The following is a 17,067-nucleotide window of genomic DNA, read 5'->3' on the forward strand; positions in this document are numbered from 1 at the left end:
TTATGTTAGTTTTTGTTTTTGCCTTCTTTGCCAAAATGCGCTTTCTTGATAGCGTTGTTCTTGACTGTAGTATTTTGCTTTTTTTGCTTCATAGTGGGTATAGTCTTGTTGCACGATATATTCATATTTTCTTAAACCTAATGTTTCATTCTTTAAATAATCGAGTATAGCAAAGGTGGCAAATTGACTCATTACTAATGATTTATAGATTCCCATAGACGAAATGGGATCGTAACTTGATGCTGCGTCTCCAACAGCCAACCAAGCCTCGCCCACACAGTTGGTTACATACTGACTTTGTGCTGCCACCAATTGGTTTTCGGAATAGGAAAAATGCTTAGGAATACGCTTTGTAGTGTAGACTGATGTATTCAATAGGTTTTCGAATGAAGCCTTCGATTTTAAGTTTAATTTCGTTGCAATATCGGCATCGGTCATGTAGCCAATAACCAATTTATTGTTGGGTAAAGTAGCGCTATACCACCAACCGTTAGCATCGGTTTCAACCAAAGTACCTTTTTTTAGAGACAGCACTTCGTTATTTGTATCGTAAAAACGATAAATACCAACTAGAGTATCGTTAGTAATTTTAGAGATGCCTTGAAGACTTGTAAAAGCTGCTTTTTTTCCTGATGCATCAACGACAAAACGAGCTGCAATTTGTTTTTCATTGGTGTTTTCGAAACACGTTAGTTGCCAATGTGATGGTGACTTTAAAGCAGTAGTACAGCTTGTTTTAAAAAAGAAATCGACGCCTCTTTGTTGGGTTTCATTCATCATGAAACGATCAAAAACACTACGGTCTAAGTTCCAACCATAGCCAAAAGGGGAATAAATATACTCGTTGGTGTATAATTCTGACGATCCCCAAACGGAAGATGTACCATAGGAAGACAGGAAATTACATGCCAAAAAAGCCTCCCAAATGCCCAATTTTTGAAATTGATTGGAAGCTTGGGGAGGCAATGTTTCTCCAATGCGACGTGTAATATTTTCATAGAAACCACGCTCAATAATGGCTATTTTGAGGTGCTTATTTTGATTTTTTAAAGCAATAGCCGTTGAACAACCTGCTACTCCTGCTCCTATAATTACTACGTCATACATATAGTGTGTTTTTAGTGTTCTTTTTAGTCTTGGTCTTGTTTTACGGCAATCCATTGTGCCACTACTCCTGCTGGTGCGGTAGATTCTCCATTGGCACCTGTTGGGTGTGGAATGGCTCTTACTATTGTGCCGACAATAGCTGGGCGTTGATCGACACCGTTCATCCAATTGGGTACATAATAGCCTACATAGTTATAGATCCACTCGGCTCCTCCTACTATTCCTTTTCCTTGAAACTGTAGTGTAAATGGGTTACCATAACCTATTGAACCGCTTAGTTTTAGTTCCCAACCTGGTCCGTAAATTAATCCGTCTAATGTTTGCATTGGGCCTTCGTTAATTTTTATGTTACCTCTACCAAATTCTAACGAGTCAAAATCGGCTGAAAGATCGGGATTGCTTAAAAAACTTCTGTAGGTCCATGTGCCTGTTAAAATTTCGGGTACTCCGTTGTTTGTTGTGTTCATAATTTGTTTGTTTATGTATTGAGATTTTATACTATTTCCTGTTATATCATTTGACAGTTTTTAAACGAAACCTTTATTGACTGAGTTCTATTTTTGTTTAAAAAAACTTTTTCCTTTTATAGCCCCGATAGTAGTGGCATCCTTTCATTGCGAAAGGATGCTTTCCTTTTTATATTGCTCTGTGCTTCGCAATGAAAGATAGAGCGAATAGCGGGATTATTTGGTTACCGAAGAAGTGTTTTTGTGCTTCTAATACTAATTGAACTCCAGTTTATATTTCTGCTTACTTCTTTTTTGAACGTGTTGTATTTTGATCTAATATTCTATTTCCGGGTTGTACTGGTGCTCCTAAAGCATCGTTATTTCTTTCTATTTGATAGAATTGTCGGTCATTGTCTTCTCCACTGGCAATTAGAAAGCCTAAATCTTTCCATGCTTGCACCATTTGCAAATCGCCCGCATTATTATCGGGTATTCCAGAAGCCCAATATACTTGCGAACCATTCAGTGTTTCGTTAACCACAATTGGTCGGTGGGCAGGCCACCAAGGTATATTATAGGCTACTTGTTGTTGCACTGGGTCTCCTGTAGAATCGGGATAGATGTTATTCCAATTTTCGTAAGTAACATTTACATTTTGGTCGGTACACTCATGGAAATCGGCTTGCCAAGGCACACCAATGTATTTGGTTAAATCGCCCGGTTCTAGCCCTTTTTGAAGGTCTGGAGCATTGCTACCATCTTTATCTGCTATGGGTTGCGGTATGCTCAAATTTCCTGGAACATAACTAGCCTGTTTAATTCTATAGGGTGCGCTATAAATGGCTGGGTTTTTCATAATCCAAGTCATTTCGGCTCCTGGACAAAAAGCACCACCCACTGCATTACCCAGTACTCCTCTATCGATTGCTGTTCCTGTTTTTGGTGGTAATGCCCAAGGATTAGGACAGTTGGTATTGCTTTCGCCCCATTCTTCGCATTCGTTGACAAATTTACCTGCTGCCCATTGTCGCAAGAAAAACAATTGCGTTGGTCGCATGGATAAAAACTTATCGGGTGACGTATTGGTTATTGGATTATTACCACAAAGCATAGGCATTAAACGAGGCTTGTTGGCCGATTTGTTATTGCCTTCTACCATATAGTCGTTAGTTTGGCTTGTTTTTCTCATGATGCCCATAACCCTTTGTCTTAAACCGAAATTTGGATCACCCTCGCTGGTTGGTGGTTGTGAAAGGGCTTCTTTGCTCAAGTTTCCTCCTGTTCCTCTATTATGCGGATCGCCACCATCGCTTGGATCGAAAACCATGGAGAAAGTAGTTTGCTCATAGGGTCTTCTAAACATTGGCCAAATGTCTTTAAAGAATTTCGGATAATAGTCTGGATTATAGCGTGCAGCATTTTTCCAAATATCGAATTCTTCTTTTGTTTTTGGGCTATTACTAGCAATATCGTAAGGAGGTACTCCAAAAAGTTGCGGATTATAGGCGAAATTGCGAACAAAAATATCATACATGGTTTCATCCATAGTAATCATATCTTCCATTTCTGGTGCATATCGAGGATATCCTACTACTACCCAAGCTGGAATTTGAACATCCATAGTGGCTTTGGTTTTTGTTTTAATTTCCTTATCGCCATCGTAGGTAATATTGATGAATGTGTATTCTATTTTTGCGGTTACTGGACCATCGGAAGTGTCGTCGAACCAACCATCATTATTTACAAAATTTTTAATGACTGGTGTTTTGGTAGAGCCCGAATTTCCGTTGCCTCCTAAAACCAATAAACGTATGTTTTTGTTTTGTTCATTCACCATTAAACTCCCCAAGGTTTCAATACTATTCGGTTGAATATCTGCTGGTGGAAAGGTTTGCGGATAGGCAACTTTCTTGTTTTTACTATTGTCGTTTTTCTTACTCTCTGATCCAAATTTTGCAAATGCTCCTTGATTGTTTTTAAGGTTAACCGTAACGGGTCCTGGATCTATGATTAATTGCCTTCTTAAGTCGGGTTGGTTTACTTCTGGATTGCGCAATGGATGATCGGGTGCATAACCGTGTTGTCCGTTGGTTTCTTGAAATTCATACCAAGAGGCTTTCTTGTTTGCTAAGTGCACTGTCCAATCGATATCGGTTACGGTTCCTTCAACTATGCGAGGTGCCGAAACTGCGGTTTGATAGATGAAGTTGTACTTGCCTCCTACTACTATTTCTTTTCCGTTTTCGTCTTTATCATCATCATAAGCAAAAACTCTAAAGCGAGCAGCTTGTTTTTTAATTTTTGATAAATCGTTGTCTTCTTTAAAACTAGAAACTCTTACTGGGTTTCCGTTTTCATCTATAGTCTCTTTCCCCGCATTATCGCATGCTATTGGCAAAGTTCCAGGTTGTTCTGGTGCAATGTAGAATTGGTCCGAATTACCTAATCTTGCAATTCCGATACTTGGGTGTATTTTGAATGTTGTATATGATGTACTCATTTGTTTGTGTTTTTATTTAGTCCATAAAGTTTAGTGAAACACCTTCTATATAAACGGCATTTTCGGCTGGTTTGCCATTAATTCCAACGATAACCAACTGAATTGTGATGTTTTTGTCGCCATTTTTCAGTACCCTTTGTACAGCTGCTGTAGCATCTATTTTATAGTTTCTAGGCTCATGATGGTTTAATGGTCTTCTATCAAAAGTACGCGTGTTATCTAAAGGCAAATTACAATGTCCTGGTCCGCCATAGCAGCTACCACTAAAAGTGGAGAACTGTTCTACAAAATTGTCATTGTTAGCTGTTGGTGTATCAATAGAAGCATTAGGTGTGTTTAAGAAGACTTTAATCGTTGCATTTTGAAGGTTTCCAACTTGTATGCGGTGCAAAACAATTTCTGCTTTACGATGCGCATCTAATGTTGTTTGCGAAACGGTTGCAGGTGCAGCATTAAACTTGGTTAAACCAACTTGATTGGATACTTTATAAAATACCGAATCTCTCATATAGGTATAGCCTAGTTTTTTAACACTCATAGCATCTTTTACGGTTAATGTCCATGGAGCCATAACAGCATCCATTTCTTCTGGTGTTCCGCTGTGCAACTCTTGCCATTTTGTCCAAATTCTATCCACATTAGAATGGTGCCCCCAAAATAGAGGATCGAAAGCTGTTGTTCTATTATCGGTCATCCAACCTGAAACAGGATTGTCTATGTTTTGAGGATTGGTTGTTAGATTTAATTCTTGGTATATTTTTACCCATTCTGGATTATTATCGGGATAATTTGGATTGGATCCTCCTGAAAAATTATGCATTCCGTTGTGCACTTTCTCTAAAGCACCATAGTGATGATCGTAGACTGAACCTCCTCCAAACTCTTCAAAACTATTCACATCTAAAATTAACTTAATATCATCTTTTGTAGGATATTGAGATATTCCAGTTGTATGATTCATTGCACCTGGCCAACGGTTCGGAAACCACAATGGATTCACTTCTTTTAGCACAGTGTAAATAGCATTTATTTTTTCTGTCCAAACAGCAATTCCGTTTTGATTGGCAATTTCATAAGAAATACTAGCTGCTTTTAGAAAACGCAAACCCGAATTATAAATGGTTCCTTTTTTGGTAATATTGGCTAATGCCGTAATTTCTTTTGTAGACAGTAAAGGAGAACCATTTACCGATTTCATGTCTTTCAACTTTGCAAAACCTTTGGCATTCAAATAGCATCCATAGGCATCGGGCAAAACTCCTAAATCGAATTGTAAGTTATTAAAAGAGGTTTTGTTTTCATCGGAATAATCGGTCCAAGACCAATAAGGCAATGCTATATCTTTGTTATAATCTTGTAGTTTTTGTTCGAAAAAATAAAGATACAGTCGGTGCCAAGGCAAAAATTGTTCCCAACCGTGCTGGCAAGAGTTGGTGTGTATTCTTGCCCAATAATCGAAACTTCTATCATCTTGCCAATAATCATTGTATTGATTCATACAATTAATGGCTTCTCTAAAAGTTGCTAGTTCCTCAGTCGATAAGGAACTAATTTCTTTTCTAATGGTTAATCCTTTCACATCGCTACGATCGGAATTTGTTGTATTCGTAGAAGTTTGATGGAGCATTTCTCCTCTAGCCAACGACAATACAGAATTCGTAGACGCAACGGTGAGTAACCTTGATTTATTTATTTTTTCTTCTTCTAGTGTTAAAGGACAATCGGCATCTATCCAATTGGCAATAACTTGAATTTGTTCGGCAGTAGCCACATATTCCGCATCCCACAGTAATTTAGGAAAAATGTTTCCATCGAAAGGAGATAATCCTCTAAGACCGATTATAATTCCTGATCGATCACTTCTTTTCTCTGAAGTATAGTCTGGATTTCCACCTCCAGAACCTCCAGAAGGCCAACAATCGGTAACTGTATTTTTCGTGGTGAGTTGTGACGAAGTGGTTATACTTTGTTTTGTATCTAGCGGAGCAACCGATTTCTCTTGTGTTCCACAACATCCTTCCGTTTTTACAGGACTACTACTTTTTACTTGCGGTACACTCTTTTCTTGAGAACCACAACAACTTTTAATTTCATCATTAGGTGTTGTAGTCGCATCTTTTGGAGCAATTAATCGTTGTCCGTATAAGGAAGCTTTTAAAAAAGTATCTGGATTTAACCAAAAAGCATGTAACCCTTGATAGCTTGGAATGGTTTTTCCTTGAAGCGTATTTAGAATGGTAGTTACTTGCTCATACAAAGACTTTTCTGGTTTTTTACTAGTCATTTTATTTGCTGTTTAGTGTTTGTAATTTACACTTCGAAATAACAAATAAATAATGATTGGTTTATACGTAGAAATACCTGTTTTGGAACGAACGAGTTAAAATTTAATGGTTTATACGATTCAATTATTACTATAAATAACCTTTTATACCAAATTATTCTTCTTCATATAAAATCCAATCCCTATACCTATTAAAACAATGAAAAGAATAAATATAAATAATAGTACAAAAAACAATACACTACGCAGAAAGATCTTTTTAAAATTCAAATCAAAAATCTTTTTAAATGCATAGGCAAAATACAGAAATTGCAAAACAAAAGAGAGTGATGTAGTAACTAAAAGCAACTTCGTATTGAAAATAGAGAGTAATATTACTATTGAAGTAAAAATAGATGCCTGAGAAAACAAATAAATAATAATTACATAATGCTCTGCCCAGTTATAGTCTTTGTATTTTGAAAATAGAATCTTAGAAAACAAAACATAAACTGGAATAAAAAGGATGGTTATAATGTTTGAATATTCTAGCGTAAACTTATTAACCTTTTGCGTTATTTCTTGATCCATTTCACCTTGACTTCCATTAGAAAAACTGATTAGCTCACTGTAATCTATTATTCCTTTTTGAACTAAGTAATAATAGAATCCAGCTAAAGTAAGTGAAAAGGCAAAATAAGGAATTGGATTAAAATATTTTGTTCGCATTCCATCGATATAACCTTCAACAACTTCTTGAGGTTGTTTAAAAAGCTTGGTAAATGTTTGATAAAACTTGTTGTCAATATTAAAGAACTTGTCTAAAATTTCTTCAAATAAATTTTTAAAAGTAATTCTTTTCGTAATTACTTTTCCACCACATTCCGAGCAAAACTTTTGATTATTAGACAAATCGTTTAAACAATTTTTACACTTCTTTGAATAATTTTTAAACTCCATTCCTTTGAATATTTTTTTTCAAATATAAATTAAATTTACTTTTGAATAATCACAAATAGTACCTTATATTTGTATTTCAATTACTGCAATGGAACAATTTATAGTATCAGCTCGAAAATACCGTCCGCAAACGTTTAAAGATGTTGTGGGACAAAAAGCGATTACCAATACTTTATTGAATGCCATTGAAAACAATCACCTAGCACAAGCTTTATTATTTACAGGACCAAGAGGTGTTGGAAAAACAACATGTGCGCGTATCTTGGCTCGAAAAATCAACCAGGAAGGCTATGATGATCCTTTAGAAGATTTCTCTTTTAATGTTTTCGAACTCGATGCTGCTTCCAACAATGGAGTGGATGATATTCGAAGTATTATTGACCAAGTACGAATACCTCCACAAACTGGAAAATATAAGGTGTATATTATTGATGAGGTACACATGCTTTCTCAGGCTGCTTTTAATGCTTTCCTAAAAACATTAGAAGAACCACCAAAACATGCTATTTTTATTTTAGCAACAACAGAGAAGCATAAAATTATCCCAACGATTCTTTCGCGTTGTCAAATATTCGATTTTAAAAGAATTACGGTAAATGATGCTAAAGAGCATTTAGCAGAAATTGCCAAAGAACAAGGCGTTGCTTTTGAAGATGATGCGTTGCATGTTATTGCTCAAAAAGCAGATGGTGCGATGCGTGATGCTTTGTCTATTTTTGATCGTGTGGTTTCCTATTGTGGAAACAATTTAACCCGTCAAGCAGTAACTGAAAATTTAAATGTTCTCGATTTTGAATACTATATAAAAATTACCGATTTACTTCTTGAAAATAAAATTCCTGATTTACTAATGGCTTACAATGATATTTTAGCCAAAGGTTTTGATGGACATCATTTTGTTGCTGGTTTAGCTTCTCACTTTAGAGATTTAATGGTATGCCAAAATCCGGTTACACTTAGTTTATTAGAAGCAGGAGAACATGCACAAAGTTTGTATTCGGCACAATCGAAAAAAGCCACACAAGATTTCTTAATGAGAGGAATTGAATTAGCAAACGACACCGACTTGAAATACAAAAACAGTCAGAACCAACGACTTTTAGTAGAACTTTGTTTGATGCAATTGGCCTCTATCACACTTGATGGAGAAAAAAAAAAGCTAAGTCCTTTATAATTCCTGCCACCTATTTTAGAAATGGGAGTTACTCTATTACAGAAGTAAAACAAGACCCACCTAAAACAGATACAAAACTCACAGAAAACAAAGAAACTGTTGTAGCAGAACAACCTAAAACTGTTCCACCACCTGTTGAAGTGAAACCAGAACCTATTATTCAGCATTTAAAGACTGAAATTGGTTCTAAAAATATGATTTCTGCACTTTCTTTATCGAGCATTAAGGCAAAAAAAGAACTGGAAGCCAAACAAATGAGTCATGTTAAACATCATGATAAATTACCTACAGAAGCTTTCAATGAAACCGAAATGCGATTGGTTTGGGATAAATTTGCCCAACGTTTGACCAAACAAAACAAACGATTAATGGCAACCTATATGCAAATGAACGATCCCGTTTTGAATGGATCAACCATTACTTTAGAACTACCAAACGAAAGTACAAAAGAGGAATTTTTATCGGGCTATAATGAATTATTAGGCTATTTAAGAGGTAAACTACACAATCATGACATTACGATACAAGTTATCGTTAATGAAGTTACTGAAACGAAATATGCCTTTACTCCTATTGAAAAATATGAACGCTTAAAAGGTATTAACCCAAGTTTGGAACTATTACAACGCCTTTTTGATTTGGATGTGTAAAATAAATCTATTTTTATAAACGCTATCTATTTACTAAACAAATCAGCACATCTTCTAAAACTATATTTATAAAATTTTAATTTTTCTCAAAACATGAGCGAAAGTATTCTTCATCAATTATTAAAGAAATCTAAGGAAACAAAAGAGTTGCTATCCGTTTGGCAATATAATGCAGAGAAAGGTTCACTAGTTGGTTATGTAGTTGATTTTAACGATGAATTTATTGTGTTTAATCAATTTACAAAATTCGGAAAACCCGATGGAAAAGTTATTTTAAACCTTTCTAGTGTAAAAACAATCGATTATAATGATGATTATACGAAAGTTATGGAATGCTTAATTCAATATTCTGATGTAATAGACAAACCCTTAGAAACGAATATTCCTATTGAATTTATAGATCAATGGCAATTTGAAACCCTTAAACATTTAATTACTATGAAAGACCAAATTGCAAGTTTTGAAATTAATGGTGGTGATTTTTATACTGGTTTTGTGAAAAAATTATCTACTGAAGATTTTGTATTACAATGCATTGGAAAAAATGGTGAAGATGAAGGTAGTGCATTGTATAGAATAGAAGATATTTCAGAAATTAGAATGGATGACATGGACGATAAGAGACGCTTATTATTGTATAAATGGAGAAACGCTATTATATAAAATTAACACCAAAACAATTTAAGAACATGAAAAATATACTGTTACTTTTTGTTTGTATTATTTCTTTTAAAGGTTATAATCAAGAGTACCTAGATAAAAAAATAGATGAAGGAATTGCATTCTATAAAGGTGGAAAGGTTGACAAAGCGTATAGAATTTGGAAGGAAATCGAAAAAAAAGCCGATAAAAATTCTTCTACCTATGGAACTACTATTGGTAATATTCTTTTTTATTATATTGAAAAAAAAGACGAACCAAATTTCTTAATTTATTATGATAAAATTATAAAATCAGGATTGAACGATAGAGATTTAAATCATGAAATTGGGAAACCATTTAAAAATTATCGTTATCATGCTACCATGCATATTGCAAGTTATTACGGTAAAAATAAAGAATTTCAAAAAGCATTAGAATTCATCGAAAAAGCAGATAATGAAATTATATTTGAAACGACCTCTTTAAGCGCTTATACTTATCAAAAAGTAGATTTAGCTTTTTGGAAACATCGTTTATTGAAAGATTTAGGGCAAAATGATAAAGCAATTTCAAAACTTATTGAGCGCGCTTTTGAATATGATTATAAGAATATGTATCCCAATTGGGCTACAGTAAGCCCTGGTACGGATGAAGAAGAATTAGCTGAAACAATTTGTGAAAATTTTTCAGATTTAAATATCTTAAAAACCGAGATTGATGCTGCCATAGAAAATGCAAAATTTGATAAATCTAAAAAAATCATCGAATTCAAATTATTCGAAATTGATTATACGATTAATTTATATACGGATTTTGAGAATATTGATATTGCTAAAGAATATCTAAAAAAGTCTTATTTTTATGAATATCTAAAGGAGAAATAATTAAATGAATGGAATAACCTACATCAAAAACAGTATTACAAACCCAATTGAATTATGACAATTGATAATTTACCTCTTGAAAATGAAAGTTTTTGGGGTTATTTAAACCATAAACTTAGAATTGAATTTAGAAATAACCAATTAAATGATAGGCTTTTCATATATCCTATTGAAATTTCTGTAAATTCTATATCTCAAAAAACTAAAACAAATGTTCCTACATTAATTAATGCTAAAATTGTTTTCACAGTAGAAGAATGTAGAGAAAAAGAGTATGTAGCAAAGCTAAGCTTAGGAAATAATTCTCGTAAAGTTTATATACACACTAAAGGTGCAGATTTAACAAAGTGTTTTCCTGAATCTAAACCTTTTACAGATTGGATAAAAATAGATGAATTAAAAAAGGAGATTCAAATAGATTTATTGTAAGCTTACATTTCATAAAATATAATTAATTAGAATATTTTATTAATTTATAACCTGCCTATTTTATTTTTTGCTGTATTTTTAAGTTCAAAAGGTATACCAACAGATAATAAAACCGTAACAATAGAAAAAGAAAAAATTAGATTTATCAACGCTAAGACAGGTAAAGAAATGGATATCGATAGCATTATTAAACCACATGTTGACAGTATAATAAAGGAGCATAAAAATAGCATATGAAATTAATTATACTCGATATAGACGAAACTTTACTTCACGCTACCGATACATTGATACATGAAGGTTATGATTTCAAGGTATTTAATTATTTCGTGTATAAAAGACCTTTTTTAGACACATTTCTACTAGAATTGAAAAAACATTTTAAAGTCGCAATTTGGTCGTCGGCTTCAGATGATTATGTGCAAGAAATTGTAGGTCAAATTTTTCCGAAAGAGTACCAACTCGAATTTGTTTGGGGTCGTTCTAAATGTACATTACAAATTGACTCTCAAAGTATCGATGATTATGGTTCGTTTGATTATTTTAATCACATGAATTATAGCAAGATACTTAAAAAAGTAGCAAAAAAAGGTTTTGCAACATTAGAAGAGATATTAATAATTGATGATACACCTCGAAAATGCAAATACAATTATGGAAATGCTATCTACCCTACTACGTTTTTAGCCAATCCAAATGATACAGAATTAGAGTTGCTTTTACAGTACCTTATTAGTATTAAAGAGGTTGAGAATGTTAGAAAAATTGAGAAACGAAATTGGAGAGAAATAAAAACTTTAAAATAGTAATATTATGAAAAATAATATGTTTTTCTTGATTTTTTTCCTGAGTACTATCATTTTGCACGCTCAGAAAATAATTTACAAACCTATTTTTATTAACCAATGTACTAACGAGGAAGATAAAAATGTTATTTGGGATATTATTGATTTAAAACAAAAAAAATATTTAAAAAAAGGACCTTTTGATATTGAAATCCTATTACCTAGTCTAGGAGAGTTTCAGTTGGTTTATGACTTTTATGATTCAGAACAGATTGAAATTAAAAAAACTGGAACTACCACAGATACCATCTTTTTAGAGAAATTAAAATTATTTGTTGCAATAAGTAATCCTCCTTTTTCAGAATATAAAGTTTGTAATACGCTTGCAAATGGTCGTGTTACAGATTATTATTCTAATGGAAAAATAAGAGCGATAGGTACTTTTGAAAATGGACAACTTACTGATACTTTAAAAAAATATGATAATGAAGGTATACTAACTGAATTACAAATTCCTAACAAAAAAGGTAATCGATTACTTGATTACTATAAAGATGGAAAAATAAAAGTTGATTTAAACTACAGAAAAAAAGAGAAAAAACTTTATTATGAGTCAGGGAAACTAGCAGAATATGAATCTTGGAAAGGTAAAAGTAAATTAGTTTCTTACTTTGAAAATGGTACTCTAAAACGTTTAAAACGTCCTAAAAAGCAAGAAACCTTTTCTGAAAAAGAAATTTTGGTTGATAAAATAACCCGAAAAGAAATTTTAAAACTCAAAAGACTCTTCTCATTTAACAGAATAGATCGAAATCATCGTTTTTATGAGTATCATTGGGTACATCATGATAAAAAAGGGGCGAAAAAATGTGAAATAGTCTATTACGAATCCAACTATTCCGTGTATGATTTTCCAGATAGTATTCAACAAATTAATCAAACATCATTTGATATGGTTACTTTTTATAAAGAAAGTATTCCTTATAAAAAAATAGAAGCTATATATTTAAACGAAGAAAATAATTATTCCAAACAACTTATTGTATATCGAAAAGAAAATGAGGACTGGATTGAAGAAAAAAGATACTCCATTGATGCTATTTATTCTCTAATTGAATAATTTACAGCACATTAATATTTTTAGTTTTACCCCTATGTCAAAATTTAAAACTTTGACATAGGGGTAAAACAGAGAAAAAGAATATTAAAAGGGCATAATTTTTGATTGAATCCCAAAACAATAAACGAAATAAAATGAAAAAAACATTCCTTTTTATTGCCCTAGTGTTCATAACATTGACTACTGCTCAAAACACAAATTACATTGGTCACTATGAGAAAAAAATTAAAGCCAACGATGGGTTTGTGCTTGAATATGAATTAAAGATTAAAGCAGACAGTACTTTTACTTTTCATTCATTCAGAAATATTGGTCAGTTAAATAGCGTCGATGAAAATAGTTATGCTAAAGGCACTTGGAAAGTCATTAAAAATATCATTTATTTTTATACTGATAAAGAAACCGAGCTTGATGAAAAACACCAATTGAACTTCACTAATAGTAGCGGAAGAATGGATCATAAAGACAAAAAACTTTTCCGTTTTTATCATTCTGATATCTTTTGGGTAGATAAATTAACCCTTACTAAAATAGAATAATATGCAAAAGGAGTATGTTAAATTTGTTTTATAGTGCATCTTTTTGCTTTTATTCGCTATTATTATTTTTTAAACTTTTACAAACATTAAATGCAGAGTTATAGAATCGCATACTGGCTGTCTCTAATTGGTGGTGTTTTCATACTATTGTTAGGGTATATTATGGACTATTATGAAAGCAGTTCAAGTAGTATTACTTTTTCAAGATCGAGTTATGGAGAAGGTATTCTTACTCCTTTTGGAGCAAAAATAATTGGCTCTCTTTTAATCTTTACTAAATAAAAAAGAAGTCTTAGAAGAAAGAGCTAGACTTGATGACACAGAATATGAATATCTCATCATAAGAAAAAAAGAAAAAGAAGCATTGAGGAAATTGGAAAAAAAGAAAAGACAGAAAAAACGTAAAAAGAAAATGAGAAAATAATAGATTTTTATTCCCGTATTTTTCAATAAAATAAGTGCTAAAAATATCTCTTTTCTTAAAATTGAGTTAACAAATTTTTAAATTCAATAAAAAATAACTTACATTTATCCCTACTAAGAATCGAAAATATGTAGAATTTCTTGTGAAAATGAAAGTTCTATACTATGATTATAAAAAATTAAAAATTTACATTGTATGAATCAAAAACCATCAAATGCATTCGTCGCAGCATCATGGGTTGCTCTTGGAGCAGGTATGATAGGCTATTTAATTGGACTATTTAGAGCTGAAATGCTATTGAACGAAAAAGGATATTATTTCACAATCCTAATGTTTGGTCTATTTGCGGTTGTATCACTACAAAAAAGTGTGAGAGATAAACTAGAAGATATTCCTGTAACCGATTTATACTATGGAATTTGTTGGTTTGCTACTCTCCTATCTATTTCGTTATTAGTTATTGGGCTGTGGAACGCTACCCTATTATCTAGCGAAAAAGGATTCTATGCTTTTTCATTCTTACTAGCGATTTTTGGAGCCATCACAGTTCAAAAAAATACACGTGATAACCAAAATCTTACGGTTAACAAAAAAGAAGAAAAAGAAGAAAAAGAACAACAATACTAAATCTCATAAAATTGGAAAACACTACCTTTAGAGAAGTAGAAAGCATTGCATTAGCAAGTAGAAAAAGAAGAATCGTAGCCTATTTGATTGATCATTTAGTAATGTCTTTTGCTACAATTGGAATTGTTTTTCTACTACTTGGTCCGAACTTTATAGAAAATGAGAACTTTGTCCAAGTTGGAATGACATTCGCTTCTGTAATGCTAATTACCATGCTTCTATATATGGCTAAAGACTGTATTAATGGCGTAAGTATTGGAAAATGGGTAATGGGAATTAGAGTTAGAGATGAAAAAAATGCAAATGAAGTTCCTTCGATAGGAAGATTATTTCTAAGAAATATTCCAATTATTGTTTGGCCCGTAGAGTTTATAATTTTAGCAGCAAGCACAGATAAAAAACGTTTAGGTGATAAATTTGCAAAAACTATCGTTGTAAAAAACCCAAACAAACCAACAAAGATGGTTCGTATTGTTCCGTTAATTGCAATAGTTCTCTGTTTTATTGCTTCTTTTGTTTTTTTCTTAAGTGCTGTTATGAAAAATTCAGATGCTTATAAAGTTTCGATACAAGAAATTGAACAAAATGATGCCATTATTAGCGAAGTTGGTAAAATTACTGGCTATGGAATGATGCCAATGGGAAATATAAATATTAGAAATGGTTATGGTAATGCGCAATTAACAATTGAAGTGCAAGGAACTAAAAAGAATGTTAATGTTTTTACTCATTTAACCAAAGAACCTAATGGAGAGTGGAAAATAGAAGAAATAAAAAATTTATATTAAAGAGTTCAATAAAATTACCAAACTGAAATATTTTGAAAAAGATATTTCAGTTTTTTTATTCTAAAATTCGAACTTTTACATCCTTAGCGAAATTTCTTCCAATGGGTATGGTGTAATTTTTTATTTGAATTCTATTTCCTTCAATAAAATCGACTTTATCAATAGCAATTGTATAGGATTTATGGACTCTAATAAAATTCAACTCAGACAATTCTTCCGATAAAGATGACAATGATTTGTGCGTAATATATGTTTTATCAATTGTAATAATTTTTATATACTCCTTCATTCCTTCAATAAACAAAATCTGATTTAAATTAATTTTAATCATCTTTTTATCAACTTTTACAAAAAAATAGGATTCTGAAACAGGATCAATCTTTAAATTATTCTTAACATTAAATTCTAAAAGTAATTTATCAATACACTTTGCAAACCTGGAAAAAGGAATAGGCTTAACTAAATAGTCTAAAACATTTAAATCATAACTCTCTGCTGCAAACTCTCTAAAAGCACTTGTTATTACTACAAACGATTTAAATTTCAATAGATTAATCAATTCGAAACCTGTCATAACAGGCATTTTTATATCTACAAATAATACATCAACCTGCTGATTTGCATTTAAAAAAGTGAGTCCTTCTAATGCATTATCAAATTTTCCAACAATTTCAAAATCTGGAAATGCTTCAAAATATTTTTCTAAAACATTCAAAGCTAATGGTTCATCATCAATCAGGACACAATTAATCTTCATACTGTAATGGTATTTGTAATCGAATTATAAAATAATTAAATTTAACCTTTTCTTCTAAAATAAAGCCCGATTTATATAACAATTCTAATCTTTTTTGAAGGTTATTCATCCCAATTCCACCTTTCAATTTTGTCTTCGTATCTGGATTAAAATTATTAATAATTACAAAATGTAATTGTTCCTCTATAATTTGAACATTCAACTTTATTATTAAGTTTTTATTGTTTACACCACCATGTTTAAATGCATTTTCGATAAAAGAAATCAGTAAAAGCGGTGGAATTTGTACGTTCTCAATTTCAGATTCAATATTAAAAATAGAAACTACATCGGAGAAACGTAATTTTTCAATTTCAATATAATTACTAATATATTCAATTTCTTTTAACAACGGAACGCATTGAACATCATTAATATCATATAAAACATATTCCATTAATTTTGAAAGCTTAATTATTACCTCGGGAACCTTTGAAGATGACTGCAACGACAAAGAATATAAATTATTCAATGTATTAAAAAAGAAATGAGGTTGAATTTGATTTTTTAAAAACTCTAGTTTAATTTTTAATTGACTCTCTATTAATGCCTTATTTCTGTTTCTTTCATTAATCCAAACCATAGTAAGATAAACAGAAGTAACAATTGCTAAAACATATAACTCTCCTATTACTACAGCAACAATATAATTAATATTATAAGGTTTATAATCTTTGTTTGTTTCTGGCCAAATATCTTCAGTAATTAGATAGTAGGTTAAAAAAGTTCGAATCATGTAAGCTAAAAAAATACTTGCAAAAAGCCAAAACAAATACTCTTTATACTTATGATTTAAAATAAACTTTGGCAGTAAAAAATACAAATTAAAATAAGCAAAAGGAATATGAATTATAAATTCAAGAATATTAGATTTCAAAGAATAACTGTAATCATCAAAATAAGCACCCCACCTAATAAAATTCATAAAAA

General features: G+C 31.8%; 18 protein-coding genes. 11 read left to right on the plus strand and 7 right to left on the minus strand.

The features are described 5' to 3' along the window. The 5 genes from L2Z92_RS17335 to L2Z92_RS17355 form a co-directional block, all read right to left on the minus strand. Nucleotides 1-1,107, minus strand: a complete 1,107-nt coding sequence (locus L2Z92_RS17335) for an NAD(P)/FAD-dependent oxidoreductase (protein WP_236455843.1) — start codon at nucleotides 1,105-1,107, stop codon at nucleotides 1-3. A gap of 23 nt (nucleotides 1,108-1,130) precedes the next feature. Further along, complete coding sequence (locus L2Z92_RS17340) at nucleotides 1,131-1,574, minus strand: hypothetical protein (protein WP_236455844.1); 444 nt, start codon at nucleotides 1,572-1,574, stop codon at nucleotides 1,131-1,133. 283 nt (nucleotides 1,575-1,857) lie between these two features. After that, complete coding sequence (locus tag L2Z92_RS17345) at nucleotides 1,858-4,056, minus strand: LodA/GoxA family CTQ-dependent oxidase (RefSeq protein WP_236455845.1); 2,199 nt, start codon at nucleotides 4,054-4,056, stop codon at nucleotides 1,858-1,860. A 16-nt stretch (nucleotides 4,057-4,072) separates the two neighbouring features. Continuing rightward, nucleotides 4,073-6,340: a tyrosinase family protein gene (locus L2Z92_RS17350; RefSeq protein ID WP_236455846.1), complete on the minus strand. Its 2,268-nt coding sequence runs from the start codon at nucleotides 6,338-6,340 to the stop codon at nucleotides 4,073-4,075. A gap of 144 nt (nucleotides 6,341-6,484) precedes the next feature. Next, the gene (locus L2Z92_RS17355) at nucleotides 6,485-7,279 is read right to left on the minus strand and encodes a DUF3667 domain-containing protein (protein ID WP_236455847.1); all 795 of its coding nucleotides are present in this window, start codon (nucleotides 7,277-7,279) and stop codon (nucleotides 6,485-6,487) included. An 88-nt stretch (nucleotides 7,280-7,367) separates the two neighbouring features. Here L2Z92_RS17355 and dnaX point away from each other — a divergent pair, with 88 nt between their 5' ends. From dnaX to L2Z92_RS17410, 11 genes are all read left to right on the plus strand, one after another. Next, nucleotides 7,368-8,453, plus strand: coding sequence for a DNA polymerase III subunit gamma/tau (gene dnaX, locus L2Z92_RS17360; protein WP_236455848.1), 1,086 nt, complete (start codon nucleotides 7,368-7,370; stop codon nucleotides 8,451-8,453). A gap of 140 nt (nucleotides 8,454-8,593) precedes the next feature. Further along, nucleotides 8,594-9,103: a DNA polymerase III subunit gamma/tau gene (locus L2Z92_RS17365; RefSeq protein WP_236455850.1), complete on the plus strand. Its 510-nt coding sequence runs from the start codon at nucleotides 8,594-8,596 to the stop codon at nucleotides 9,101-9,103. Nucleotides 9,104-9,196: 93 nt separating this feature from the next. Then, the gene (locus tag L2Z92_RS17370) at nucleotides 9,197-9,766 is read left to right on the plus strand and encodes a hypothetical protein (RefSeq protein ID WP_236455852.1); all 570 of its coding nucleotides are present in this window, start codon (nucleotides 9,197-9,199) and stop codon (nucleotides 9,764-9,766) included. Nucleotides 9,767-9,792: 26 nt separating this feature from the next. After that, entirely contained in the window at nucleotides 9,793-10,629 is an 837-nt protein-coding gene (locus L2Z92_RS17375) for a hypothetical protein (protein ID WP_236455854.1), read from the plus strand. Between the two features lie 54 nt (nucleotides 10,630-10,683). Next, complete coding sequence (locus tag L2Z92_RS17380) at nucleotides 10,684-11,058, plus strand: hypothetical protein (RefSeq protein ID WP_236455855.1); 375 nt, start codon at nucleotides 10,684-10,686, stop codon at nucleotides 11,056-11,058. 233 nt (nucleotides 11,059-11,291) lie between these two features. Continuing rightward, nucleotides 11,292-11,864 (plus strand): HAD family hydrolase, encoded by a 573-nt coding sequence (locus L2Z92_RS17385; protein WP_236455857.1) that lies wholly within the window; start codon nucleotides 11,292-11,294, stop codon nucleotides 11,862-11,864. A 7-nt stretch (nucleotides 11,865-11,871) separates the two neighbouring features. Next, nucleotides 11,872-12,963, plus strand: coding sequence for a toxin-antitoxin system YwqK family antitoxin (locus L2Z92_RS17390; protein WP_236455859.1), 1,092 nt, complete (start codon nucleotides 11,872-11,874; stop codon nucleotides 12,961-12,963). Nucleotides 12,964-13,097: 134 nt separating this feature from the next. Beyond that, on the plus strand, nucleotides 13,098-13,502 hold the full coding sequence (locus tag L2Z92_RS17395) for a hypothetical protein (RefSeq protein ID WP_236455861.1): 405 nt from the start codon (nucleotides 13,098-13,100) through the stop codon (nucleotides 13,500-13,502). Between the two features lie 90 nt (nucleotides 13,503-13,592). Then, the gene (locus tag L2Z92_RS17400; protein ID WP_236455863.1) at nucleotides 13,593-13,784 is read left to right on the plus strand and encodes a hypothetical protein; all 192 of its coding nucleotides are present in this window, start codon (nucleotides 13,593-13,595) and stop codon (nucleotides 13,782-13,784) included. A gap of 337 nt (nucleotides 13,785-14,121) precedes the next feature. Beyond that, nucleotides 14,122-14,553 (plus strand): inner membrane protein YiaA, encoded by a 432-nt coding sequence (gene yiaA, locus L2Z92_RS17405; protein WP_236455865.1) that lies wholly within the window; start codon nucleotides 14,122-14,124, stop codon nucleotides 14,551-14,553. Between the two features lie 11 nt (nucleotides 14,554-14,564). Further along, the gene (locus tag L2Z92_RS17410; protein ID WP_236455867.1) at nucleotides 14,565-15,341 is read left to right on the plus strand and encodes an RDD family protein; all 777 of its coding nucleotides are present in this window, start codon (nucleotides 14,565-14,567) and stop codon (nucleotides 15,339-15,341) included. 55 nt (nucleotides 15,342-15,396) lie between these two features. On the opposite strand, the gene L2Z92_RS17415 is transcribed toward L2Z92_RS17410, so the two are convergent. Together L2Z92_RS17415 and L2Z92_RS17420 are read right to left on the minus strand one after the other, a co-directional pair. Beyond that, on the minus strand, nucleotides 15,397-16,098 hold the full coding sequence (locus L2Z92_RS17415) for a LytR/AlgR family response regulator transcription factor (protein ID WP_236455869.1): 702 nt from the start codon (nucleotides 16,096-16,098) through the stop codon (nucleotides 15,397-15,399). Beyond that, the gene (locus L2Z92_RS17420) at nucleotides 16,088-17,062 is read right to left on the minus strand and encodes a sensor histidine kinase (RefSeq protein WP_236455871.1); all 975 of its coding nucleotides are present in this window, start codon (nucleotides 17,060-17,062) and stop codon (nucleotides 16,088-16,090) included. Before L2Z92_RS17420 ends, L2Z92_RS17415 begins: the two co-directional genes overlap by 11 nt. Nucleotides 17,063-17,067: the final 5 nt, after the last annotated feature.

The sequence above is a fragment of the Flavobacterium jumunjinense genome (assembly GCF_021650975.2).
GTDB classification, from domain to species: Bacteria; Bacteroidota; Bacteroidia; order Flavobacteriales; family Flavobacteriaceae; genus Flavobacterium; species Flavobacterium jumunjinense.